This window comes from Pseudomonas sp. WS 5027, assembly GCF_012985695.1.
Classification (GTDB): domain Bacteria; phylum Pseudomonadota; class Gammaproteobacteria; order Pseudomonadales; family Pseudomonadaceae; genus Aquipseudomonas; species Aquipseudomonas hygromyciniae.
On the sequence record NZ_JAAQWU010000006.1, the window covers coordinates 154,158 to 177,688 of the forward strand.

The 23,531-nt window shown below is 60.8% G+C and carries 18 protein-coding genes; 10 read left to right on the forward strand and 8 right to left on the reverse strand.

Features of this window, described 5'->3' with window-relative positions:
* The first annotated feature begins 94 nt into the window (after positions 1 to 94).
* The 3 genes from topA to HBO09_RS10015 all read left to right on the forward strand — a co-directional run bounded on the left by topA (position 95) and on the right by HBO09_RS10015 (position 3,812).
* Positions 95 to 2,716 carry a type I DNA topoisomerase gene (gene topA / locus HBO09_RS10005; protein WP_169992519.1) on the forward strand — a complete coding sequence of 874 codons (2,622 nt, stop codon included), beginning with the start codon at positions 95 to 97 and terminating at the stop codon, positions 2,714 to 2,716.
* 142 nt (positions 2,717 to 2,858) lie between these two features.
* Positions 2,859 to 3,380 carry a DUF6586 family protein gene (locus tag HBO09_RS10010; RefSeq protein ID WP_169992517.1) on the forward strand — a complete coding sequence of 174 codons (522 nt, stop codon included), beginning with the start codon at positions 2,859 to 2,861 and terminating at the stop codon, positions 3,378 to 3,380.
* Positions 3,381 to 3,578: 198 nt separating this feature from the next.
* The gene (locus tag HBO09_RS10015) at positions 3,579 to 3,812 is read left to right on the forward strand and encodes a hypothetical protein (protein ID WP_029300092.1); all 234 of its coding nucleotides are present in this window, start codon (positions 3,579 to 3,581) and stop codon (positions 3,810 to 3,812) included.
* 150 nt (positions 3,813 to 3,962) lie between these two features.
* On the opposite strand, the gene sulA is transcribed toward HBO09_RS10015, so the two are convergent.
* Positions 3,963 to 4,442, reverse strand: coding sequence for an SOS-induced cell division inhibitor SulA (sulA, locus tag HBO09_RS10020; protein WP_169992515.1), 480 nt, complete (start codon positions 4,440 to 4,442; stop codon positions 3,963 to 3,965).
* A 10-nt stretch (positions 4,443 to 4,452) separates the two neighbouring features.
* A complete protein-coding gene (lexA, locus tag HBO09_RS10025; RefSeq protein WP_029300096.1) occupies positions 4,453 to 5,061 on the reverse strand; it encodes a transcriptional repressor LexA in 609 nt (202 codons plus the stop codon).
* 263 nt (positions 5,062 to 5,324) lie between these two features.
* Between lexA and HBO09_RS10030 the strand changes: the two genes are divergently transcribed.
* Complete coding sequence (locus HBO09_RS10030; protein WP_169992513.1) at positions 5,325 to 6,032, forward strand: TetR/AcrR family transcriptional regulator; 708 nt, start codon at positions 5,325 to 5,327, stop codon at positions 6,030 to 6,032.
* 140 nt (positions 6,033 to 6,172) lie between these two features.
* Positions 6,173 to 7,183 carry a beta-N-acetylhexosaminidase gene (nagZ, locus tag HBO09_RS10035; protein WP_169992511.1) on the forward strand — a complete coding sequence of 337 codons (1,011 nt, stop codon included), beginning with the start codon at positions 6,173 to 6,175 and terminating at the stop codon, positions 7,181 to 7,183.
* 52 nt (positions 7,184 to 7,235) lie between these two features.
* Here the strand turns inward: nagZ and HBO09_RS10040 are convergent, their stop codons facing one another.
* From HBO09_RS10040 to mfd, 3 genes are read right to left on the reverse strand one after another with little or no spacing between them, the layout of a single operon-like run.
* Entirely contained in the window at positions 7,236 to 9,929 is a 2,694-nt protein-coding gene (locus tag HBO09_RS10040; RefSeq protein ID WP_169992509.1) for a DEAD/DEAH box helicase, read from the reverse strand.
* A 9-nt stretch (positions 9,930 to 9,938) separates the two neighbouring features.
* Positions 9,939 to 10,508, reverse strand: a complete 570-nt coding sequence (locus HBO09_RS10045; RefSeq protein WP_169992507.1) for a CsiV family protein — start codon at positions 10,506 to 10,508, stop codon at positions 9,939 to 9,941.
* A 10-nt stretch (positions 10,509 to 10,518) separates the two neighbouring features.
* Complete coding sequence (gene mfd, locus HBO09_RS10050; RefSeq protein WP_169992505.1) at positions 10,519 to 13,968, reverse strand: transcription-repair coupling factor; 3,450 nt, start codon at positions 13,966 to 13,968, stop codon at positions 10,519 to 10,521.
* Between the two features lie 338 nt (positions 13,969 to 14,306).
* Here mfd and HBO09_RS10055 point away from each other — a divergent pair, with 338 nt between their 5' ends.
* On the forward strand, positions 14,307 to 15,770 hold the full coding sequence (locus HBO09_RS10055; RefSeq protein ID WP_169992503.1) for a glyceraldehyde-3-phosphate dehydrogenase: 1,464 nt from the start codon (positions 14,307 to 14,309) through the stop codon (positions 15,768 to 15,770).
* A gap of 162 nt (positions 15,771 to 15,932) precedes the next feature.
* On the opposite strand, the gene HBO09_RS10060 is transcribed toward HBO09_RS10055, so the two are convergent.
* Positions 15,933 to 17,231: an MFS transporter gene (locus tag HBO09_RS10060; protein WP_169992501.1), complete on the reverse strand. Its 1,299-nt coding sequence runs from the start codon at positions 17,229 to 17,231 to the stop codon at positions 15,933 to 15,935.
* Positions 17,232 to 17,493: 262 nt separating this feature from the next.
* On the opposite strand from HBO09_RS10060, the gene HBO09_RS10065 reads away from it, so the two are divergent.
* Positions 17,494 to 18,507 carry an FAD:protein FMN transferase gene (locus HBO09_RS10065; RefSeq protein ID WP_169992499.1) on the forward strand — a complete coding sequence of 338 codons (1,014 nt, stop codon included), beginning with the start codon at positions 17,494 to 17,496 and terminating at the stop codon, positions 18,505 to 18,507.
* A 190-nt stretch (positions 18,508 to 18,697) separates the two neighbouring features.
* A complete protein-coding gene (sthA, locus tag HBO09_RS10070) occupies positions 18,698 to 20,092 on the forward strand; it encodes a Si-specific NAD(P)(+) transhydrogenase (RefSeq protein ID WP_029300105.1) in 1,395 nt (464 codons plus the stop codon).
* 42 nt (positions 20,093 to 20,134) lie between these two features.
* On the opposite strand, the gene HBO09_RS10075 is transcribed toward sthA, so the two are convergent.
* Together HBO09_RS10075 and HBO09_RS10080 are read right to left on the reverse strand one after the other, a co-directional pair.
* On the reverse strand, positions 20,135 to 20,857 hold the full coding sequence (locus HBO09_RS10075) for a glycerophosphodiester phosphodiesterase (RefSeq protein WP_169992497.1): 723 nt from the start codon (positions 20,855 to 20,857) through the stop codon (positions 20,135 to 20,137).
* A gap of 42 nt (positions 20,858 to 20,899) precedes the next feature.
* Positions 20,900 to 21,484, reverse strand: coding sequence for a PilZ domain-containing protein (locus tag HBO09_RS10080; protein ID WP_169992495.1), 585 nt, complete (start codon positions 21,482 to 21,484; stop codon positions 20,900 to 20,902).
* Between the two features lie 94 nt (positions 21,485 to 21,578).
* Here HBO09_RS10080 and HBO09_RS10085 point away from each other — a divergent pair, with 94 nt between their 5' ends.
* Positions 21,579 to 22,829, forward strand: coding sequence for a lipoprotein-releasing ABC transporter permease subunit (locus HBO09_RS10085; protein ID WP_169992493.1), 1,251 nt, complete (start codon positions 21,579 to 21,581; stop codon positions 22,827 to 22,829).
* A gap of 7 nt (positions 22,830 to 22,836) precedes the next feature.
* Positions 22,837 to 23,520 (forward strand): lipoprotein-releasing ABC transporter ATP-binding protein LolD, encoded by a 684-nt coding sequence (gene lolD / locus HBO09_RS10090; RefSeq protein ID WP_169992491.1) that lies wholly within the window; start codon positions 22,837 to 22,839, stop codon positions 23,518 to 23,520.
* Positions 23,521 to 23,531 lie beyond the last annotated feature (11 nt).

Below are 23,531 nucleotides of genomic sequence, written 5' to 3' on the forward strand. Positions count from 1 at the left end.
TGTGCTTGACCTCACTGTGTTGCCACTATATATAGCGTTGCCGCGTCAGGCGCCAACCGCCTTTCTCTTCTCGAATTCAGGAATTTTCCGATCCATGGGCAAATCGCTGGTCATTGTGGAATCCCCGGCTAAGGCCAAGACCATCAACAAGTACTTGGGTAACGAGTACGTGGTGAAGTCGAGTATCGGCCATATCCGAGACCTGCCCACCAGCGGTTCGGCTAGCGCCAGCAAGGAGCCTGCTGCCAAGCGCGGCAAGGCGGCTGCGGGCGAAGGTCCGGTGCTCTCGCCTAAAGAGAAGGCGCGTAAGCAGCTGGTCTCGCGCATGGGTGTGGACCCGGACCATGGCTGGAAGGCCAAGTACGAAATCCTTCCAGGCAAGGAAAAGGTCATCGAGGAGCTGCGCCGGCTCGCCAAGGATGCTGACACCATCTATCTCGCAACGGACTTGGACCGCGAGGGGGAAGCCATTGCCTGGCACCTGCGCGAAGCCATCGGTGGGGATGACAGCCGCTATAAACGCGTGGTGTTCAACGAAATTACCAAGAAGGCGATCCAGGAAGCCTTCTCCAAGCCGGGCGAACTGGACATTGACCGCGTCAATGCCCAGCAGGCTCGACGCTTCCTCGACCGCGTCGTCGGCTACATGGTCTCGCCACTGCTGTGGGCCAAGATCGCTCGCGGCCTGTCCGCCGGCCGCGTGCAATCGGTCGCGGTCAAGTTGGTGGTGGAGCGCGAGCGCGAGATCCGTGCGTTCATCCCTGAAGAATACTGGGAAGTCCACGCCGACCTCGGGACCGCCAAGGGCGCGACCGTACGCTTTGACGTAGCCCGCGAGAAAGGCGAGGCCTTCAAGCCGCTCAACGAAGCTCAGGCCATGGCCGCGCTGGAGAAGCTCAAGGCTTCCAGCTACAGCATCGTCAAGCGTGAAGACAAGCCCACCAGCAGCAAGCCGTCGGCACCGTTCATCACTTCCACCCTGCAACAGGCTGCGAGCAACCGCCTGGGCTTTGGGGTGAAGAAGACGATGATGATGGCCCAGCGTTTGTACGAAGCGGGCTACATCACTTACATGCGTACCGACTCCACCAACCTGTCGGTGGACGCGGTGGCGATGGCGCGTACTTACATTGAAAGCGAGTTCGGCAAGAAGTACCTGCCGGAGAAGCCAAACGTCTATAGCAGCAAGGAAGGCGCACAAGAGGCTCACGAAGCGATTCGTCCTTCCGATGCCAATACCGAGCCAAGCAAGCTCAGTGGCATGGAGCGCGACGCTGAGCGCCTCTACGAGCTGATCTGGCGCCAGTTCCTGGCTTGCCAGATGCTGCCGGCGCAATACCTGTCCACGACCGTCACCGTGGGTGCCGGGGAATTCGAGCTGCGCGCCAAGGGCCGTATCCTCAAGTTCGACGGCTACACCCGGGTGATGCCGCAAATCGCCAAGCCAGGCGATGACGACGTGTTGCCGGACATGGCCCAGGGCGATGTGATGAAGCTGATCAAGCTTGATCCGAGCCAGCACTTCACCAAGCCGCCTGCGCGTTATTCGGAAGCCAGCCTGGTTAAGGAGATGGAGAAGCGTGGCATTGGTCGTCCTTCGACCTACGCGGCGATCATCTCCACCATCCAGGACCGTGGCTACGTGGCCCTGCATAACCGTCGTTTCTATTCGGAAAAGATGGGCGATATCGTTACCGAGCGTTTGTCCGAGAGCTTCTCCAACCTGATGGACTACGGCTTTACCGCCGGCATGGAAGAGAACCTCGATGACGTGGCCCAGGGCGAGCGTGACTGGAAAAACGTACTCGACGAGTTCTATGGCGACTTCAAGAAAAAACTCGAAGTAGCCGAGAGCCCGGAAAACGGCATGCGCGCCAACCAGCCGGTGATGACGGATATTCCGTGCACCACCTGCGGGCGGCCGATGCAGATCCGCACCGCGTCTACCGGTGTGTTCCTGGGTTGCTCGGGCTATAGCCTGCCGCCCAAAGAGCGCTGCAAGGCCACGGTCAACCTGGTACCGGGTGATGAAATCGCCGCCGACGACGAGGGTGAATCCGAGTCGCTGGTGTTGCGTGGCAAGCATCGTTGCCCGATCTGCAGCACGGCTATGGATGCCTACCTGCTGGATGAGAAGCACAAGCTGCATATCTGCGGTAACAACCCGGATTGCAACGGCTACGAGATTGAAGAAGGCACCTATCGCATCAAGGGCTACGAAGGTCCGAGCCTGGAGTGCGACAAGTGCGGCAGCGAGATGCAGCTCAAGACCGGCCGTTTCGGCAAGTTCTTCGGTTGCACCAACCCGACCTGCAAGAACACCCGCAAACTGCTGAAAAGCGGTGACGCGGCGCCGCCGAAGATGGACCCGGTGAAGATGCCCGAGCTCAAGTGCGAGAAGGTCAACGACACCTACATCCTGCGTGACGGCGCTTCGGGCCTGTTCCTGGCTGCCAGCCAGTTCCCGAAAAACCGCGAGACCCGTGCGCCACTGGTGATGGAGATCGTGCCGCACAAGGACGAGATTGATCCGAAGTACCACTTCCTGTGCGAAGCGCCGAAAAAGGATCCCGACGGTCGTCCGGCCGTGATCCGCTACAGCCGCAAGACCAAGGAGCAGTACGTGCAGACCGAAGTGGACGGCAAGCCTACGGGCTGGAAGGCGTTCTACGACGGTGGCAAGTGGAAGGTCGAGGATAAGCGCCAGGGCGCTTGATCTGTAGGAGCGAGCTTGCTCGCGAAGGTCGTTAACGCTAACGCGATAAACCCGATGCACTGCGTTGTTCTCGGGTTTTTCGCGAGTAAACTCGCTCCTGCAAAGCCAGCATCACGTTTATGTCGTTGTGGAGACTGCCGTCATGGCCAACGAGCTCTATACCCGCACCAACCAGAAAATTTACTTCACGGGTTTGTGCCTGGAAGCCCTTGGTCGTGCAGAGGAAGGCAAGGAGATGAACGCTATCGCGCTGGTCCAGGCGGGGCGGGAGTCGGCGTTGTTCCATCTGTACGGAGCTTTGCTGGGGCTGTGTCATGAAATTGCCGGCTTCTATCGCTTGCCCCAGGCCAATGCGCCACGAGCCGAGGATATTCTGACCCGTGAGGTGCTGGAGTCTCTGGCTATCCCTGAGTTGGCTGAGTTGGTGGAAATGGCCCGCAGTCCCGACAGTTGGCTGGCTCGCTTGCTGGCGGCCCATTCGGCGATGTTCCAGCCGCCGCGTGTACCGCACAAGCCCAAGGGCGATGTGACCCAACCGCTGATTGTTGCGGTCAGTCTGGAAGAGGAAGGTCCCGAGCCACTGAGCCGGGCCGAGTTGGAGAGCTGGCGTCAGGAGCTGAAGAAGCTGGCTATCCGCTTTCGGGATGGCTTGAACGAGTGCTGAGTGGCAGGGCGATGTAGGAGCCGGCTTGCCGGCGATAACAATTGATCAAACAGTGCAAAATTGGCCGGCAGACCGCTATCGCTGGCAAGCTAGCTCCTACAGACCATTCATCAAGCCGTAAAGAAAGCTGTTCAGATCCTGAGCGAGGCCGCGTTGATGACTGATATAATGCTGGCCTTTCGTGGAGAACAGATTTTTATGCCAACGTCCTTTCTGGAAATTGTTGAATTGCCCGACGGCCGAATTGAGCTGCGCAGGGCTGAGGACGAGGGTTCTCTGGTGACTTTGGACTTTTCCGAAGATGCCAAGGCATTTCTGCAAGGCCAGCACGTGGAAGTGGCAAAAGCCATGTTGAGCGTGGGTGTGCAGATGGCGGGGCGCCTGGCTGAAGGCGAGCCAGAGAAAGACGATGGACCGCGGATTCTTCACTGAGTCCGTTTGTCGTTTTCAAGATTCAAATTCTCAATCGGCTTCTCAATCCTGTAGAAGCCTTGCGTCCATCGCAGGCACTGACCTGACGTCAGGCTGCAATCGGACGACCTGTAATACTCCCGATAACGCGTTGCGCGTCAGTCTCGGGCTTTACCCCAATCGAATGTTCAAGCTTTGTGCATCGCCTGTGCGTGCCGCACTGATCAACTGTTGCTTGGCTGAAGCGCCCAGCGGATTCAGCCAACTGACGACGGTATGGCTACGCCCCAGGCGCAACGCTTCGCAGGTCAGTTGCTGAGCGCTCTGGGTGCCGCGTGGTTGCAGCAGCAGGATACGCTCGCGGTTCAGGCCCGCATCCCGTAGCCAGGCCTGGGTCAGGCTGGAGGGCGGGGCGATCAGAGTCAGCCAGCGGGCGTCCTGCTCCTGGCTCAGTTCACGCAGAATCGGAGCCAGCAAGCTCAGGCAGTTCCCGGCAGCGCCGCGCAACGACAATTCACTGAATACCTCCGGTTCGGCGGGGGCGGTCCATGGGGACTCCACCGCCTCGCTGAGGATCGGTGCAAGTGGCTGGGCCAGGAAGGCCTCAAACAGCGGCAGTTGTGTATGTTGTTGCGCGTGTGGGAACTGCATGATGCCTCCGTTAGCGGCGAATAACGCCGACACTCAAGCCTTCGATCACCAGGTCCTGATCCTTCAGGTTGACTTCAATCGGTGAAAACTCAGGGTTTTCCGCCAGCAGCCAGACTTTGCTGCCCTCGCGTTTGAAGCGCTTGACCGTCACTTCGTCGCCAATGCGCGCCACGACGATCTGACCGTTGCGTGCTTCACGGGTGGTATGGACGGCCAGCAGGTCGCCGTCGAAGATGCCCACGTCCTTCATGCTCATGCCATGGACCCGCAGCAGGTAGTCGGCGCGAGGATGGAAGAAGGTCGGGTTGATATTGCAGGACTCTTCGACGTGCTGTTGTGCAAGAATTGGCGCACCGGCAGCGACCCGGCCGATGATCGGCAGCGTCGATTCGTCAGCCTTGGCTTCGAAGCCAGGGATACGAATGCCACGGGATGCCCCTGGGGTCATTTCGATTGCACCCTTGCGGGCAAGGGCCTTCAGGTGTTCTTCCGCAGCGTTGGGGGATTTGAATCCCAGCTCCAGGGCGATTTCCGCCCGGGTCGGCGGATAGCCGTTGTCGTCGAGGCAGCGCTTGATAAAAGCGAGAATCTCAGCTTGGCGTGGCGTCAGTTTTAGCATGTTGATCGCTCTGTCTTTTTATACAGTGACTGGGATTATATACAGTGAACTGCGCTTGGCAATCATCGTTTTTGCCGACTCCGCCGGACGGTCATCCGTCGGTCCTTGCAAAGCCTGGAGATAGCGCTGCCTACAGGCCGCTGAAGATGTGATTAAATAGGTACGAATCGGGTGACTGCCCGGCCGGAAAACGGACCTGCAGGCTTGACATTGCACAGGGTGAAACGTATGTTTCAAACAAGTGTTTGTCAGGCGGAGTACCCATGGCCCAGTCGGAAACCGTTGAACGCATTCTCGATGCTGCCGAGCAGTTGTTCGCGGAAAAAGGATTTGCTGAAACTTCATTGCGGCTGATCACCAGCAAGGCCGGGGTCAACCTGGCGGCAGTGAACTATCATTTCGGCTCGAAGAAAGCCCTGATCCAGGCAGTATTCTCACGTTTCCTGGGGCCGTTCTGCATCAGTCTCGACCGTGAGCTGGAGCGGCGCCAGACCAAGCCCGACAGCAAGCCGAGCCTGGAAGAGCTGCTGGAAATCCTCGTCGAGCAAGCGCTGGTGGTACAACCACGCAGTGGCAACGACTTGTCGATCTTCATGCGTCTGCTGGGCCTGGCGTTCAGTCAAAGCCAGGGCCACTTGCGGCGTTATCTCGAAGACATGTATGGCAAGGTATTCCGTCGCTACATGCTGCTGGTGAATGAGGCGGCTCCGCGTATTCCCCCTATCGAATTGTTCTGGCGCGTGCACTTCATGCTCGGCGCCGCAGCGTTCAGCATGTCCGGGATCAAGGCTTTGCGCGCCATCGCCGAGACCGATTTCGGGGTCAACACCTCCATCGAGCAGGTCATGCGCTTGATGGTGCCGTTCCTGGCTGCTGGTATGCGCGCCGAAAGTGGTGTCACCGACCCGGCCATGGCTGCTGCCCAGTTGCGCCCGCGCAGCAAGTCCGTCCCTGTGGCTGCCAAGGTTTAACCACTGGCGTCTGGGCGCAACCGCTTGCATCCGCTAAGCTAGCCGCCCATGCCGATTTCAAATATTTACCCGTACCCCACCGCCTTGCCAGGCTTGATCTGGCGAGGTAGTGGAGTGCGCGCGTCATTCAAGGAAAATTTATGACTGCTGCCCTACAAGGCTCTTTGATGGTGGACGTTGCCGGCACCTGGCTGACGGCTGAAGATCGCCACTTGTTGCGCCAGCCTGAAGTGGGCGGCCTGATCATTTTTGCGCGCAACATCGAGCATCCGCGCCAAGTGCGGGAGTTGAGCGCCGCCATTCGCGCGGTGCGCCCGGACCTGCTGCTGGCTGTCGACCAGGAGGGCGGCCGTGTCCAGCGCCTGCGCCAGGGGTTTGTCCGCCTGCCGGCCATGCGTGCGCTTGCAGACAATCCCAATGCCGACTACCTGGCCGAGCAGTGCGGCTGGGTCATGGCTACGGAAGTGTTGGCCGTCGGCTTGGACCTGAGCTTCGCCCCAGTGCTGGACCTCGACTACCAACGCAGCGCGGTCGTAGGCACGCGCGCGTTCGAAGGTGATCCCGAGCGTGCCGCGCTGTTGGCCGGCGCCTTTATCCGGGGCATGAACAGCGCCGGCATGGCGGCCACCGGCAAACACTTTCCGGGTCATGGTTGGGCTGAGGCAGATTCCCACGTCGCCATTCCCGTGGATGAACGCAGCCTGGAGCAGCTTCGCAGCCATGACCTGGTGCCGTTCGCGCGCCTGAGCAAGCAATTGGCCGCCGTCATGCCGGCCCACGTCATCTATCCGCAGGTCGATAACCAGCCGGCTGGCTTCTCGCGTCGCTGGCTGCAGGACATCCTGCGCGGTGAGTTGCAGTTCGATGGGGTGATTTTCAGTGATGACCTGTCCATGGCCGGTGCCCATGTGGTGGGGGATGCGGCGAGCCGTATCGAGGCGGCCTTGAGCGCAGGTTGCGATATGGGTCTGGTGTGCAATGACCGTGCCGCCGCCGAGTTGGCCCTGAGCGCCGCCCAGCGCATGAAGGTCACGCCGTCGGCGCGGATTGCCCGGATGCGTGGGCAGGCGATTGCCTCGACTGACTATAAGCAGGACCCGCGTTGGTTGGCGGCGCTCGGTGCGCTTAGGGAAGCGCAGTTGATCGAATAAGACTGAGACAGGTGTCTGTGGCGAGCCCGCTCGCCACAGGGACGGCTGACAGTCAACGCTTCTCTTGCTTGTTGGGCAACGGCGCAAACAGTGCCTCGATATCCTCATTGCCCAGCTTCCAGTCACCCGTGGTGCGACCATCCAGCACACCCGCCGCCAGGTCTGACTTCTCCTGCTGCAATGCCTGGATCTTCTCTTCCACAGTGCCGCGGGCAATCATCTTGTACACAAACACCGGCTTCTCCTGGCCGATGCGATACGCACGGTCGGTGGCCTGGTTTTCTGTGGCAGGGTTCCACCACGGGTCGTAGTGGATCACCGTATCGGCTTCGGTCAGGTTAAGCCCGACGCCGCCAGCCTTGAGGCTGATCAGGAAGATCTGCAGCTTGCCACTCTGGAAGTCCTTCACCGGTGTGCGCCGATCGCGGGTCTGGCCGGTCAGCAAGGCATAGGCGACTCCGCGTTTTTTCAGCTCGATCTCAATCAGGCTGAGCATCGAGGTGAACTGGGAGAACAGCAGGATCCTGCGGCCTTCGGCAAACAGTTCGTCGAGCATTTCCATCAGGCTGTCGAGTTTGCCGGAGCTGCTGCCGCGCGCCGGCAGGGTTGCATCGTTGACCAGGCGCAGGTCGCAGCAGACCTGGCGCAGCTTGAGCAGCGCTTCAAGGATGATGATCTGGCTGCGAGCCACGCCCTTGCGCGTGATCTCGTCGCGCACCTTCTTGTCCATGGCCAGGCGCATGGTTTCGTACACGTCGCGCTGCGCTTCATTGAGATCGACCCAATGGATGATCTCGGTCTTGGGCGGCAATTCGGTGGCCACCTGTTCCTTGGTGCGGCGCAGCAAGAACGGTTTGATCCGACCATTGAGGTGCTGCAATCGCACGTCGCTGCCGCGTTTTTCGATGGGCACGCGGTAATCCCGGTTGAAGCTTTTTACATCGCCCAGCCAACCCGGCAGCAAGAAGTGGAACAGCGACCACAGCTCGCCCAGGTGGTTTTCCAGGGGTGTGCCGCTCAGGCACAGGCGCTGGCGTGCATTCAGCTCGCGGGCGGCCTGGGCGGCCTTGCTGGTGGGGTTCTTGATGTATTGGGCTTCATCGAGGATCAGCACATGCAGCGGCTGCGTGGCCAGTTGCTCGATGTCCTTGGGCAGCAGGGCATAGGTGGTCAGCAACAGGTCGTAATCCTGCAACTGGGTGAAGTGTTTCTTGCGCCCGGCACCGTACAGCGCCAGCACCTTGAGTTGCGGGGTGAAGTGCGCCGCTTCGTCAAGCCAGTTGGGGATCAGGCTGGTGGGCATCACCACCATGCACGGTCGGTCCAGGCGCCCAGCGATTTTTTCGCTGAGAATATGCGCCAGGGTCTGCAAGGTTTTGCCCAGGCCCATGTCGTCCGCGAGAATCCCGCCCACTTCCAGTTGACGTAGGGACTGCATCCAACTCAAGCCCTCGAGCTGGTAGGGGCGCAACGTCGCGTTCAGGCCTTCGGGTGCTGCGCAGGTGAAGTCCTTGATGTCGCGCAGGCGCTGGGCAAAGTTGCGGATCTGCTCGCCGCCTTCCCATTGCAGGGGCAGGTCTTCCAGCGGGTTGAGGCGAATGGCGTCGGCCTTGGCCAGGCGCAAGGTGGTGGTGCCGGGCTCTTGCAGGTAGAACTCGCCGAGGGTTGCCAGCACCGGTTTGAGCCGACCATAGGGCAGCGCCACTTGCAACGGGCCGTGGCCGCCATTGGGCAGGCCGGGGATGTTCACCAGGATCAGTTCGTCGTCGCGGCGGCGCGCGAGTTTTTCCGGGTTGAGGATTTCGGTGTGGGAGCGCATCAGGTTCAGCAGGATCGGCAGCAGGCTCAGGCGTTCGCCATTGACGATAATGCCCAGCTCCAGGTCGAACCAGTCGCGCTCCGGCTCTTCATCGACGCTGGCGTACCAGTCGTCGACCGGGCTCAGGTCGAAGCCGAAATCCTCATCAATCTGCAACTCCCAGCCCTCGGCGCGTAGGCTCGGCGATGCGTTGAGGGTGAAGTTCAGCCAGGCGCTGTCGTTGACCATCTCAAACAGCTCGCCGGCGCTTTCCGGCAAGGCCTTGCTCTGGCGCGTGGCGATCTTGAAGCCAAGCAGGCGCAGGTGTTCGCGAAAGCCTTGCTCCACCTCGGGGTGACGCTTGATCCGCAGGCTCTGGGTTTCCTGGCGCACAATGATATCGGCGTTTTTCTGGCCGCTGACGTAGTTGCCCTGGTAATTGAACGACAGCGCCGCCCGGTGCTGGATATAGCGCTGCATCTTGCCGTTGCGCGGCTCAAAGGCGCTGAACTCGATACTGGCCAGCCACAGCCGGGGAATGGGTTGCACATCCTCGAGCACCACTTGTGGCAACACCACGCGGTTGTCCAGTACGGCCTGGAGCTTTTCCAGCAGTTCGGCATCCTTGGCCGCTGCCGGATAGGCCAGGGTTTCCTGGACCTGCAGCAGCACCGCGGCAATGTGTTTGCAGTTGGTGTGTACGGGGCAGGTGCAGCGACTGTCCACCAGGATCAAGGTGCCTTTGGCCGACTCGCGCAGGGAAATGGTCTGGCGGTAGACATTGCCTCCCGAGCCTTCGCAACTGGCGATGATGGTGCTGTCGCCGGACTCGACGATCCGCACTCGATTTTCCAGAGCGTAGCGCCGGCCACGTTCCAGGCTTTGCTCCTTGAAACGGTTGGCCCAGGAAGGCGCCAGGGGCTTGGTCAGCGACGACGGCAGGGACATGGCGCAGGATCAGTCCGCCAGGCCGGGCGGTGGTGCGCTCGGTGGTTTGGCGGTGAGGGAGGTGATCTTGATCAGCAAAGCCAGGTGCCCGCCGTCCAGGTAGTTGAGTTGGTTGTTCTTGGTGCGCACGTCCGGCTGGCTCAGGTGTTCGCTGGCAATCACGCGGCCGTTGTTGTCGAACTGGTTGAGCCAGAAGCTTGCGTCAATACGGGTAAAGCGCCCCAGTTGCAGGTCCAGGGTGCCCTGGATGGGGAACTGGCCGAACTGCTCCTGGCCGTCGGTGATTTTCATCTTCACGGGCTGTTCGCCCAGGTTCTGCTCCCAGGCCTTGTGCAGCAACACGGTGTAGTCGCTGCTGGCCTTGAGTTTCTCGACGATGTTATTCAGGCGCGGCGGGCTGATTTTCTCGATCCCCTGGCGCGGCGCGGCGCCGGCCCAGTCTTCCGGCGCCGTTTTGCTCTCGATCACTTGCTCGGCATTCTGGCGGATCAGGATCATTTCCACCTGGTAAAGGCTGTCGGCAAACGCCGAAGGTGCGACTACCACCAACAACAGGCTCAGGATACGAAGCAGGCGCATGGGGCGTCCTTCAAGCAGATTTTGGGGTGAGGCGTTCAAACAGCGCCTCCAATGTATTAAAGCGCTCTTCTGCACGTTCCATCGGCACCATGAATTTGAACAGTGTGGCGCCTTCGAATTTGTAGCGGTTGGGTTGGCCCTGGATCAACTTGATCAATACCAACGGGTCCACCGGAGTCTGCGCTTCGAACTCGATACGCCCGCCCTGGGGGCCAGCGTCGACCTTCTTGATCCCCAGTTGCTCGGCCTGCAACTTGAGCAGGGTCAGGCGCACCAGGTTTTTGGTCGGTTCCGGCAGCAGACCGAAGCGGTCGATCATTTCCACTTGCAGGTCCTTGAGGCCTTCTTCGTCGGTGGCCGAGGCGATGCGCTTGTACAGGATCAGCCGTGCATGCACATCCGGCAGGTAGTCCTCGGGAATCAACGCCGGCAAACGCAGGTTGATTTCCGGGCCGCCGCCCAGGGGTTGATCGAGATTAGGTTGCTCGCCTTTGCGGATGGCCTTGACCGCTCGCTCCAGCATTTCCATATAAAGGGTGAAGCCCACGGCCTGGATCTGCCCGCTCTGGCCGTCGCCCAGCAGTTCGCCGGCGCCACGGATTTCCAGATCGTTGGTGGCCAGTACAAATCCGGCGCCCAGGTCCTGGGTGTTGGCGATGGCTTCCAGGCGCTTTTCAGCATCACCGGTAATCTGCTGGCGCGGTGGCGTCAGCAGGTAGGCGTAGGCCTGGTGGTGACTGCGCCCGACCCGGCCACGCAGTTGGTGCAACTGCGCCAGGCCGAACTTGTCGGCACGCTCGATAATGATGGTATTGGCGCTCGGCACGTCGATGCCGGTCTCGATAATGGTCGAGGCGATCAGCACGTTGAAGCGCTTGTGGTAGAAGTCGCTCATCACCTGCTCGAGTTCGCGTTCGCGCATCTGCCCGTGGCCGATGCCGATCCGCGCTTCCGGCACCAGTTCGGCGAGGTCGGCGGCACATTTCTCGATGGTTTTCACATCATTGTGCAGGTAGTAGACCTGGCCGCCGCGCAGCAACTCACGCAGCAGGGCTTCCTTGATCGTGCTGTTGTTCTGCTCCATGACGAAGGTGCGCACCGACAAGCGTCGCGCCGGCGGCGTGGCGATGATCGATAGGTCGCGCATGCCCGACACCGCCATGTTCAGGGTGCGTGGGATTGGCGTCGCGGTCAGGGTCAGAATATCGACCTCGCTGCGCAGGGCCTTGAGCTGCTCCTTCTGGCGCACGCCAAAGCGGTGCTCTTCGTCGATGATCACCAGGCCCAGGTTCTTGATCTTCACGTCGTCCGACAGCAGCTTGTGGGTGCCGATGACGATATCGATCTTGCCTTCGGCCAGATCGGCGACAGCGGCATTCACTTCCTTGGCCGACTTGAAGCGGCTCATCACTTCCACGGTCACCGGCCAATCGGCAAAGCGGTCGCGGAAGCTGTTGTAGTGCTGCTGGGCGAGCAGGGTGGTCGGTACCAGAATCGCCACCTGGCGGCCGCCATGCACCGCGATAAATGCGGCGCGCATCGCCACTTCGGTCTTGCCGAAGCCCACATCGCCGCAGACCAGGCGGTCCATGGGCTTGGGCGCAAGCATGTCGGCGCGCACGGCGTCGATGGTGGTTTGTTGATCCGGGGTTTCTTCGAAGGCGAAGCCGGCGCTGAAGGTGGCGTAGTCGGCCTTCGGGTCGGCGAACGCATAACCTTCGCGGGCTGCGCGGCGGGCATAGATGTCCAGCAGTTCGGCGGCCACGTCGCGTACCTGTTCGGCGGCCTTGCGCTTGGCTTTCTGCCAGGTCTCGGAGCCCAGGCGATGCAGCGGCGCGAGGGCGTCGTCACTGCCGGTGTAGCGTGCGATCAGGTGCAGGTTGGCCACGGGCACGTAGAGCTTGGCGCCCTCGGCGTATTCCATGGTGAGGAATTCGGCGGCCTGGTTGTCGATCTCCAGGGTCTGCAGGCCCAGGTAGCGTCCGACGCCGTGGTCAATATGCACCACCGGTGCGCCTTCGCGCAGTTCGGTGAGGTTCTTGATCACCGCGTCGTTGTTGGCGTCCGCACGTTTTTCACGGCGCCGGCGCTGCATCACGCGTTGGCCGAACAGCGGGCTCTCGGCAATCAGCGCCAGGGCCGGATCATCCAGTTGCAGGCCTTCATCGAGAGGCGCAATGGTGATCGCCAGGCGGTCCTTGCCGGCCACAAAGTCCGGCCAGCTGTCGACGGTTTTTGGCCGCAGCTTCAGGCGCTCCAGCAACTCGAGTAGCACTTCGCGGCGCCCGGCGGATTCGGCGGTAAACAGCACGCGGCCCGGGAAATCGCCAAGGAAGTCGGACAATGCCTGGAGCGGCTGGGTAGCCTTGGCTTCGATGGCCAGGTTCGGCAGGGTTTGGGCGGGGAAGCGTTCGCGACCGACACCGGCTTCTACATCCTGCTGGCTGGCGACCACGCGCGGCCAGTTCTTCAGGCGGGCAAAGCAGTCTTCCACCGGCAGGAACAGCTCGGCAGGCGGCAATAAAGGCCGGGAGGGATCGACGCGGCGCTCTTCATAGCGGTTGCGTACGTCGTTCCAGAAATTTTCCGCCGCCTGTTCGATACCGGGCAGCGAGAACACCTGAGTGTCCTGGGGCAGGTAATCGAACAGGGTCGAGGTTTCGTCGAAGAACAGTGGCAGGTAGTACTCGATACCGGCGGGGGTAATCCCGCTGCTCAGGTCCTGGAAGATCGGGCAGCGGCGGAAGTCCACGTCAAAGCGTTCGCGAAAGCGCGCCTTGAAGCGTGTCACCGCATCTTTTTGCAGGGGAAACTCCCTGGCCGGCAGCAGTTTGATCGACTGCACCTTGTCGATGGAGCGCTGGTTTTCCGGGTCGAAGGTGCGCAGGGTCTCGATTTCGTCGTCGAACAGGTCGATGCGGTAGGGCAGTTTGCTGCCCATCGGGAACAGGTCGATCAGCGCACCGCGCACCGCGAACTCACCATGTTCATACACCGTATCGACGCAGCGGTAGCCGCTGGCTTCAAGACGGGTGCGCATTTGCTCCACATCGAGCTTCTGGCCGATATCCAGCACCAGGCTGCTGCCCAGCAGGAACTTGGTCGGCGCCAGGCGGTGCAGGGCCGTGGTGATCGGTACCACCAGCACGCCGTGGGCCAGTTCCGGCAAGCGGTACAGGCTGGCGATGCGCTGGGAAATGATGTCCTGGTGTGGCGAGAACAAGTCGTAGGGCAGGGTTTCCCAGTCCGGGAAGTGCAGCACCGGCAAATCGGGGGCGAAGAAGCTCAGCTCCTGCTCCAGCCGTTCGGCACTTTGGCTGTCGGCGGTCAGCAGCAGGGTAAAGCGTTTGGCTGCACTGGCAGCCTCGGCAATGGCCAGGCTCAGGGCGGCACCGGGCAAATTGCCCCAATGCTGTTTACCTGCCTCGGCAGGGAGTAGCGGTAGACGCAGGACGGGCACGGAAGGTTGAGCTCCAGCGTTGCGACAAAGTCGGTAATTGTAACGGCCTGGAGTGCCGCCTGTCAGTTGCTGACTGTGCCTATTACGGTTTGTAGGAAATGTAGTGGCTAAGACAAACAATGTGCGGTTTTGACTCAATATGTAGTGCCGAAATGCACGTATGTTTCGGAGGGTTACGGACAAGTCGGTCGGGCCTTTCCCCGAGGGGTGCGCTGGAAGCCGCGTATTTACTGGCCTGTAGCGCGGTGAAAATTATTTGCAAGGGCTTTTGTTGCGTGGCGCGCATTGCTCCAAGGGCAGTCGGGCGGCATAATGTAGCCCCTTTTTTCAGCCCCTACATGTGGAAGGTTCCCGTGACTCAGAAGCCCGACCAGTGTCTTGGTGAATGGATCGACCGTGAAGCACTCGCAGAAGCGATGATCCCGCTTATCGGTCAGCTGTACCGCAATAACAATGTGGTGAGCTCGATCTATGGCCGCAGCCTGATCAACCAATCAGTCATCGCGATTCTCAAGGCTCATCGCTTTGCTCGCCATCGTTCTGCCGACGATAGCGAACTCTCCGTCCACGAAACATTCCCTCTGCTTAAAGCCATGAGCGAGCTCAAGCTCGGCGCGGCCTCGGTGGACCTGGGCAAGTTGGCGTTCAAATTCCGCGCCCAAGGCAACGGCCGTAGCGCCGAGCAGTTCGTGCGTGAAGAACTGGCCGAAGTGGTTGGCCAGCAGAACGCCGCCGCCCGTAAAGGCACTGACGTTGTGCTCTACGGCTTCGGTCGTATCGGCCGCCTGCTGGCACGCATCCTCATCGAAAAAACCGGCGGTGGCGACGGCCTGCGCCTGCGGGCCATTGTCGTGCGCAAAGGCGCCGAAAATGACCTGACCAAGCGCGCGAGCCTCTTGCGCCGCGACTCGGTACACGGTTCGTTCAATGGCACCATCACCATCGACGAAGAAAACAACACCATTACCGCCAACGGTAACCTGATCCAGGTGATCTACGCGAAGAACCCGACCGAGGTGGATTACACCCAGTACGGCATCCAGAACGCCTTGCTGGTGGACAACACCGGCGTATGGCGTGATGCCGACGGCCTGGGCCAGCACCTGGCCTGCCCGGGTATCGACCGTGTTGTTCTGACCGCGCCTGGCAAGGGCAAGCTGAAGAACATCGTTCACGGTATCAACCACAACGAAATCACCGCTGACGACAAGATCGTGTCCGCCGCCTCCTGCACCACCAACGCCATCGTGCCGGTGCTCAAGGCTGTGAATGACAAGTTCGGCATCATCAATGGTCACGTTGAAACCGTTCACTCGTACACCAACGACCAGAACCTGATCGACAACTTCCACAAGGGTGATCGCCGTGGCCGTAGCGCCGCGCTGAACATGGTTATCACCGAGACCGGTGCTGCCACCGCTGCTGCCAAGGCCCTGCCTGAGCTGGCCGGCAAGCTGACCGGTAACGCGATCCGTGTACCAACGCCGAACGTGTCGATGGCCATTCTCAACCTCAACCTTGAGAAAGCCGCCACCCGTGAAGAGATGAACGAGTACCTGCGCTACATGGCGCTGCACTCCGATCTGCATAAGCAAATCGACTTCGTCAATTCCCAGGAAGTGGTGTCCACCGACTTCGTTGGCTCGCGCCACGCCGGTGTGGTCGATGCTGAAGCGACCATCACCCAGGATAACCGCGTTGTACTGTACGTCTGGTACGACAACGAGTTCGGTTACAGCTGCCAGGTGGTACGCGTGATGGAAGACATGGCCGGGGTCAACCCGCCTGCGTTCCCGCGCTAAGCATCAGCGCTAAATGAAAAAGCCCCGACTGGTTCGGGGCTTTTTTGTGTCTGGGGGTTTTGTGTTGGGTTTGAAGGCCTCATCGCGGGCAAGCCCGCTCCCACAGTTTGATTTGCGAACACATTCAAAGGTGGGAGCGGGCTTGCCCGCGATAGCGATCCATCAGGCGCCACCGACCACCGAAGCCTGCGCAGTGCGCAGTTCATGCCGGTTACCCTTGAACAGCACCAGGGTTGCAACCAACCCCAGCACCGCTGCCCCACTGAGCCAGATCCCCGGTGCTGCCTTGTTATCCAGTACATGGATCAGGTAAGTGCAGGCCGCCGGGGTAAAGCCGCCAAAAGTCGCGGTCGCCAGGCTGTAGGCCAGGGAGAAACCGGTGGTGCGCACCTCCACCGGCATGATCTCGGTCAGGGCTACCACCATGGCGCCGTTGTACGAGCCATACAGGAACGACAGCCACAGCTCGACGAGCAGCAGGTGGCTGAAGCTCGGATTGGCCACCAGCCACGACAGGGCCGGATACGCCGTGAGGATTGCCAGGATCGTCGCCGCCAGCAGCAGGGGTTTGCGGCCAATCTTGTCCGACACGGCGCCCATCACCGGCAGCCAGAAGAAGTTCGACAAGCCGATGCATACGGTGACCAGCAGCGCATCCAGGTCTGACAGGTGCAACTCGGCTTTGCCGAAGGTCGGTGTGTAGGCAGTGATCAGGTAGAACGACACGGTGGTCATCACCACCAGCGCCATGCCTGCCAAAACGATGCCGAAGTTCTCACCAATTGAGCGGATGATTTCCTGCAGGGTAGGGCGGTGTTTGCGCGCCTGGAATTCCGGGGTTTCTTCCAGGGAGCGGCGAATCACAAAGATGACCGGCACGATCAGGCAGCCGATCAGGAACGGCACGCGCCAGCCCCATTCACCCATTTCGTCTGGGCTCAGCCAGTGATTCAGGCCCACGCCCAGCAGGCCGGCGAATACCACCGCGGCTTGTTGGCTGGCGGACTGCCAACTGACGAAGAAGCCTTTGCGCCCCGGCGTGGCGATTTCCGCCAGGTACACCGAGACCCCACCCAGTTCCACACCTGCAGAGAAGCCCTGCAGCAACCGGCCAAACAGCACAATCAGCGGGGCGGCTACCCCGAGGGTGGCGTAGCCGGGTACGCAGGCAATCAGCACGGTACCGGCGGCCATCATGGCCAGGGTGATCACCAGGCCTTTTTTACGGCCGTGGCGGTCAATGTAGGCGCCGAGGAAAATCGCCCCCAGCGGGCGCATCAGGAACCCGGCGCCGAAGGTCGCCAGGGATAACATCAGGGACGCAAAGGCGCTGTCGGCAGGGAAGAAGGTCTTGGCGATGGCCGTGGCGTAGAAGCCGTAGACCATAAAGTCGAACATTTCGAGGAAGTTACCGCTGACAACGCGAAAGATCGCCTTGCCTTTGCCCGTGGTGCTGGACATGTCATTTACTCAACTGGCTATCTTGTTGGAAGTCCCTGGTTGTTGTTCGTCCGTGCTGCAGAATCTGGGCGCGCGGCGGCGCCAAAGAGTTTTGTAACCATATGTGTATCCGTGTTGGCGAGCAACAAAAACCGTTAGCAAGCTGGCTATTTGCTGTGTGCCAGCCCTCGCCAGGCGACGACATGCCGCATAATGGCCCGCCCCGTAAATATGCTTGAGTGCGGCTTCATTCAGTTTCAGTAGCGATAAGGGTGTGTGGCTTATGGGTGGTTTGCGATACGCGGTGGCGGGGGCTTTGTTGGCGATGTTGACGGGCTGTGGCGGCGATGAGCCCCTGGAGCTTTTTGGCGGCCCGACCATGGGTAGCACTTACTCGATCAAATACGTGCGTGCTCCCGGTACGCCGGCGGCCGGGGTGGTCCAGCCGCAGGTCGAGAGCATCCTTGCCGAGGTCGATCGGCAGATGTCGACCTATCGCAGCGATTCCGACATTGAGCGCTTCAACGACCTGCCGGCCAACCGTTGCCAGCCGATGCCCGAGTCGATCCTGCATTTGGTGCGCACCGGCGAGCAGTTGTCCCAGGCCAGTGGCGGGGCGTTTGACCTGACGGTCGAGCCACTGCTGAACCTGTGGGGCTTCGGCCCCCAGGCGCGACAGATAAAGATCCCGGACCCGATGGCATTGGCCCAGGCCCGCCAGCAGGTGGGCCATCAGCACCTGCGTGTCGACGCTGGCCAGTTGTGCAAGGACGCGGCAGTGCAGGTGGATTTCAACAGCATCGCCGCCGGCTACACGGTGGACCGGATTGCCGAGCGGCTTGGGCAATTGGGCATTGAGCGGTACCTGGTCGAAGTGACCGGCGAGCTCAAGGCCGCCGGGCGCAAATCCGACGGCACGCCCTGGCGCGTGGCCCTGGAGGAGCCCCGTGATGACCAGCAGGTAGCGCAGCGGATTATCGCGGTGGACGGTTTCGGAGTGTCTACTTCAGGTGACTATCGCAATTATTTCCAGCAGGATGGTCACCGCTATTCCCACACCCTCGATGCCCGGACCGGCGCACCTATTACTCATCACCTGGCGTCGGTCACGGTACTGGAGCCTTCGGCACTGATGGCTGACGGATTGTCGACCTTGCTGTTGGTGCTGGGGCCTGAAGAGGGTTGGGACTATGCAGAAAAACAGCGGATCGCAGCATTTTTTGTGATGCGTGAGGGGGATGCTTTCGTCACACGCAGCAACAAAGCGTTCGACCAACTGACGGCGGTCAAGCCGTAATCAATACTGTGTAGTAAAGGCAAAACTGGCCTACGACGCGACCAAGGGTTAATGTGCGCGGCGTTGAGCCTTATATAGACTGTGCCCCGGCTCACACACCTGAGCCTATTTGATCCTTCATGACCGCTGGCCGCGGCATGATTTAGCCAGGCGCCCAACCGTGCGCCCTGGCCTGTTCTGAGGAGTACGCATGGCTGTCTACAACTACGACGTGGTGGTACTGGGTTCCGGCCCAGCTGGAGAAGGTGCGGCGATGAATGCCGCCAAAGCAGGACGCAAGGTGGCGATGGTCGATAGCCGTCGTCAGGTCGGCGGTAACTGCACCCACCTGGGCACCATCCCGTCCAAGGCCTTGCGTCACTCGGTGCGCCAGATCATGCAGTTCAACACCAACCCGATGTTCCGGGCCATTGGTGAGCCGCGCTGGTTCTCGTTCCCGGATGTACTGAAAAGCGCCGAGAAAGTCATTTCCAAGCAAGTCGCCTCGCGTACCGGCTACTACGCTCGTAACCGTGTCGACCTGTTCTTCGGCACCGGCAGCTTCGCCGACGAGCAAACCGTCGAAGTGGTCTGCGCCAACGGCGTGGTCGAGAAGCTGGTGGCCAAGCACATCATCATCGCCACCGGCTCGCGCCCGTATCGCCCGGCCGATATCGATTTCCACCACCCGCGTATCTACGATAGCGACACCATCCTCAGCCTGGGCCACACCCCGCGCAAACTGATCATCTACGGCGCCGGCGTGATCGGTTGTGAGTACGCCTCGATTTTCAGCGGCCTGGGTGTACTGGTGGAGCTGGTGGACAACCGTGACCAGTTGCTCAGCTTCCTCGACTCGGAAATTTCCCAGGCGTTGAGCTACCACTTCAGCAACAACAACATCACCGTGCGCCACAACGAGGAATACGACCGCGTTGAAGGCCTGGACAATGGGGTGATCCTGCACCTCAAGTCCGGCAAGAAGATCAAGGCCGACGCCTTGCTCTGGTGCAACGGCCGTACCGGCAACACCGACAAGCTGGGCATGGAAAACATCGGGGTCAAGGTCAACAGCCGTGGCCAGATCGAAGTGGATGAGAACTATCGCACCTGCGTCACCAACATCTACGGTGCGGGCGACGTGATTGGCTGGCCGAGCCTGGCCAGTGCCGCCCACGACCAGGGCCGTTCGGCTGCTGGCAGCATTGTCGACAACGGCAGCTGGCGCTACGTGAATGATGTGCCGACCGGGATCTACACGATTCCCGAGATCAGCTCCATCGGCAAGAATGAACACGAACTGACCAAGGCCAAGGTGCCTTATGAAGTGGGCAAGGCGTTCTTCAAGAGCATGGCGCGTGCGCAGATCGCCGGCGAGCCCCAGGGCATGCTGAAGATTCTGTTCCACCGCGAAACCCTGGAAGTGCTCGGCGTGCATTGCTTCGGCTACCAGGCCTCAGAGATCGTGCACATCGGCCAGGCCATCATGAGCCAGCCGGGCGAGCAAAATACCCTGAAGTATTTCGTCAACACCACGTTCAACTACCCGACTATGGCTGAAGCCTATCGGGTAGCGGCCTACGATGGCCTCAACCGGCTTTTTTGAGCGGCTCCGGCCGGTGGCCTGAGCCGGCCGGGGAGACCGATTTCAGTAATTCCCGAGAGTGGCAGTGGCCAAACCGGGAAAGTCTGTAATCAGGCTATCTACGCCGAAGTCGGCGAGCCTGCGCATCAGCGCGGGCTCGTTGACTGTCCACACGGACACGTGCAGCCCCTGGCGCTGGGCCTTGGCCAAGCGCTCTGGGGTACACAACGTCCAGTTCAACGCCAGCATCTCACAGCCATAGTTCTGCGCGACCTTCAGCGGGTCGAGCCAGGCGTATTCGGCCACCAGTCCACGGGACAGGTCCGGCGTCAGCTCCAGGGCGGCTTTCAATACTTCCCGCGAGCTTGAGGTTACGGTGACTTTGTCCAGCAGGCCAAAGCGCTGGGCCATTTCCCGAATCGCCAGTACGGTGGTCGCGGCGCGGGTGCGTGAGGCGCTTTTGACTTCCAGTTGCCAGTGGTCGAAATCGCACTTTTCGAACAGCTCTTCCAGGCGCGGGATCGGGCAGGGGGTGACCCAGCCAGGGCCGCCCTTGCGCGCGTCCATCTTCACCAAGTCGGCGGCGGCGTATTCCACCACCTTGCCGCGCCGGTCGGCGGTACGCTTCAAGGTCGGGTCGTGGATCACCATCAACTCGCCGTCCATGGACAGGTGCAAGTCCAGCTCGCAACGACGCACGCCGCGCTTGAGGCATTGCTGGAAGCTGGTCAGGGTGTTTTCCGGTGCTTCGCCTTTAGCGCCGCGGTGGCCATAAATCAGGGTCACAGTTGCTCCTTTTCGCCAGATAATGGCTGGATAAATACGAAATCAGGTGTCTTGGCCTTCGCTTTGTTCCCGGGCCAGGCGCCGCTCCTGGGCCTGTTTTTGCAATATATAGCGAGCCAGCAACTGGCGCTGGGCATCGGTCATGGATTCGAACTCGGTGCCCACGTCAAAGCCGTCGCCCTTGGGATCGCAATGGGTGACCTTGGCCCGCAACAACAGACCCAGTGCCTGGGGCATCAGCACCAGCTTGACCGCCAGGTGGCTGCCGGGCGCGAGTAGTGTGGGATGCTGGAAGTCGATGCCGCCTTCGGAAATGATCACAGGTTGCGGCGCGCCGATCTCACCCAGCAGGCTTTGCGCCATGACTTGGCTGAGTAAATCCATGCGTTTGTTCTGCACCTTGAGGAAGGCGGCGAGGGTGCGATCGCGCTCGCCGAGCTGGCGCAGCAGGTGCTGAGACTCGAATTCGCTCAGGTGCAGTTCACTGAGTAGGTTGAACAGCGGGGAATCATCCAGCAACACTTCCTTGCTCGCCGCTTGGGGGGCAGACAGGCTTTTGATTTGGAGTGCGATCATGTCGTCGATACGGTAGTATTCGCGGCGATCTTCTTCATCTAATGTCGTCATGGCGAACCCCAGGTAACGGTAATGGTCTGAGTGTAAAGCTGCTTACCAGACCCCGCCACCGGGACGTCTTCTTTTCCTCCGAACAAGCCCCGACATGTTCAGACCTCTCTTCGTATTTATCGGCACGCGTTATACCCGTGCAAAGCGTCGCAATCATTTTGTGTCGTTCATTTCCCTGACCTCCATGATCGGACTCGCCCTGGGCGTGGTCGTGATGATCGTGGTGCTCTCGGTGATGAATGGCTTCGATCATGAGATGCGCACCCGCGTGTTGGGCATGGTGCCCCACGCGACCATCGAGTCCGGTGAGCCCCTGGGCGACTGGCAAGGCCTGGCCGACAAGGTCAAGCAGAACCCCAAGGTGCTGGCGGTCGCGCCGTTTACCCAAATGCAGGGGTTGCTGACCAACGATGGCAAGGTGCAGAAAGTCCTGCTCAATGCCATTGACCCGGCGCAGGAGCGCAAGGTCTCGATCATTGACCAGTTCATGCAGCAGGGCCAGCTCGACGCCTTGACGCCTGGCAGCTTCGGCATCGTCATTGGCGACCGCGCGGCGGCCAAACTGGGCGTGAGCATCGGCGACAAGCTGACGTTCGTCGCCCCGGAGGTCACGGTGACCCCGGCCGGGATGTTCCCGCGCATGAAGCGCTTTACCGTGGTCGGCATCTTTCATGTCGGCGCCGGCGAGATCGATGGCTTCCTTGGCCTGACCAACCTCACCGACCTGGCCCGCCTGCATCGCTGGAAGCCGGACCAGGTGCAGGGCCTGCGCCTGAAATTCAACGACTTGTTCGAGGCCCCGCGCGGAGCCTGGGAAATCGCCCAGCACCTGGGTGAAAGCCAGTACTACGCCCGCGACTGGACCCGTACCCACGGCAATCTGTACCAGGCGATCCGCATGGAAAAGGCCATGATCGGCCTGTTGCTGCTGCTGATTGTCGCCGTGGCCGCCTTCAACATCATCTCCACCCTGGTGATGGTGGTGAACGACAAGAAGGGCGATATCGCCATCCTGCGTACCCTTGGCGCCACGCCGGGGCAGATCATGGCGATCTTCATGGTCCAGGGCACGGTGATTGGCGTGGTCGGCACCTTGATCGGCACGGTGGTGGGCATTTTCGCTGCGCTGAATGTCAGCGCCGCCATCGCCGGCGTCGAAACCCTGATCGGCCACAAGTTTCTCAACGCCGACGTCTACTTCATCGACTACTTGCCATCCCAGGTGCAGAGCCAGGATGTGTTGATGGTCGGCGGCGCCGCGTTGGTCCTGAGTTTCCTTGCCACCCTGTATCCAGCCTGGCGCGCGGCACGTACCCAGCCGGCGCAGGCTTTACGTTATGAGTGAATCGGGCATGAGTGAAAAAGCAATCCTGAGCTGCCGCAACCTGGGCAAATCCTACGAGGAAGGCCCGGAGTCGGTGGTAGTGCTGTCCAACCTGCAACTGGAACTGCATCCGGGCGAGCGCGTGGCGATCGTCGGCAGTTCCGGCTCCGGCAAAAGTACCTTGCTCAACCTGTTGGGCGGCCTTGATACGCCGTCCCAGGGCAGTGTGTGGCTGGCCGGTGAAGAACTCTCGGCGCTGAACGAGAAAGCCCGCGGCCAGTTGCGCAATCGCTCCCTGGGTTTTGTGTACCAGTTCCACCACTTGCTGCCAGAGTTCACCGCCCTGGAAAACGTGTGCATGCCGCTATTGATCGGCAAGACCGCGATCCCGCAGGCGCGTCAGCGTGCCACCGCGTTGCTGGAACGCGTCGGCCTTGGCCATCGCCTGGAGCACAAGCCGGCAGAATTGTCCGGTGGTGAGCGCCAGCGTGTGGCGATTGCCCGTGCCCTGGTCAACAACCCGGGCCTGGTGATGCTCGACGAGCCTACCGGCAACCTCGACTCCCACACCGCCCAGGGCATCAAGGACTTGATGCTGGAGCTGAGCACCCAGATGCGCACCGCGTTCCTGGTGGTGACCCATGACATGAGCATGGCCCGGCAGATGGACCGCGTGTTGCACCTGCAGGAAGGTCATCTGGTCGCCATCTGACCTGTTTCAAG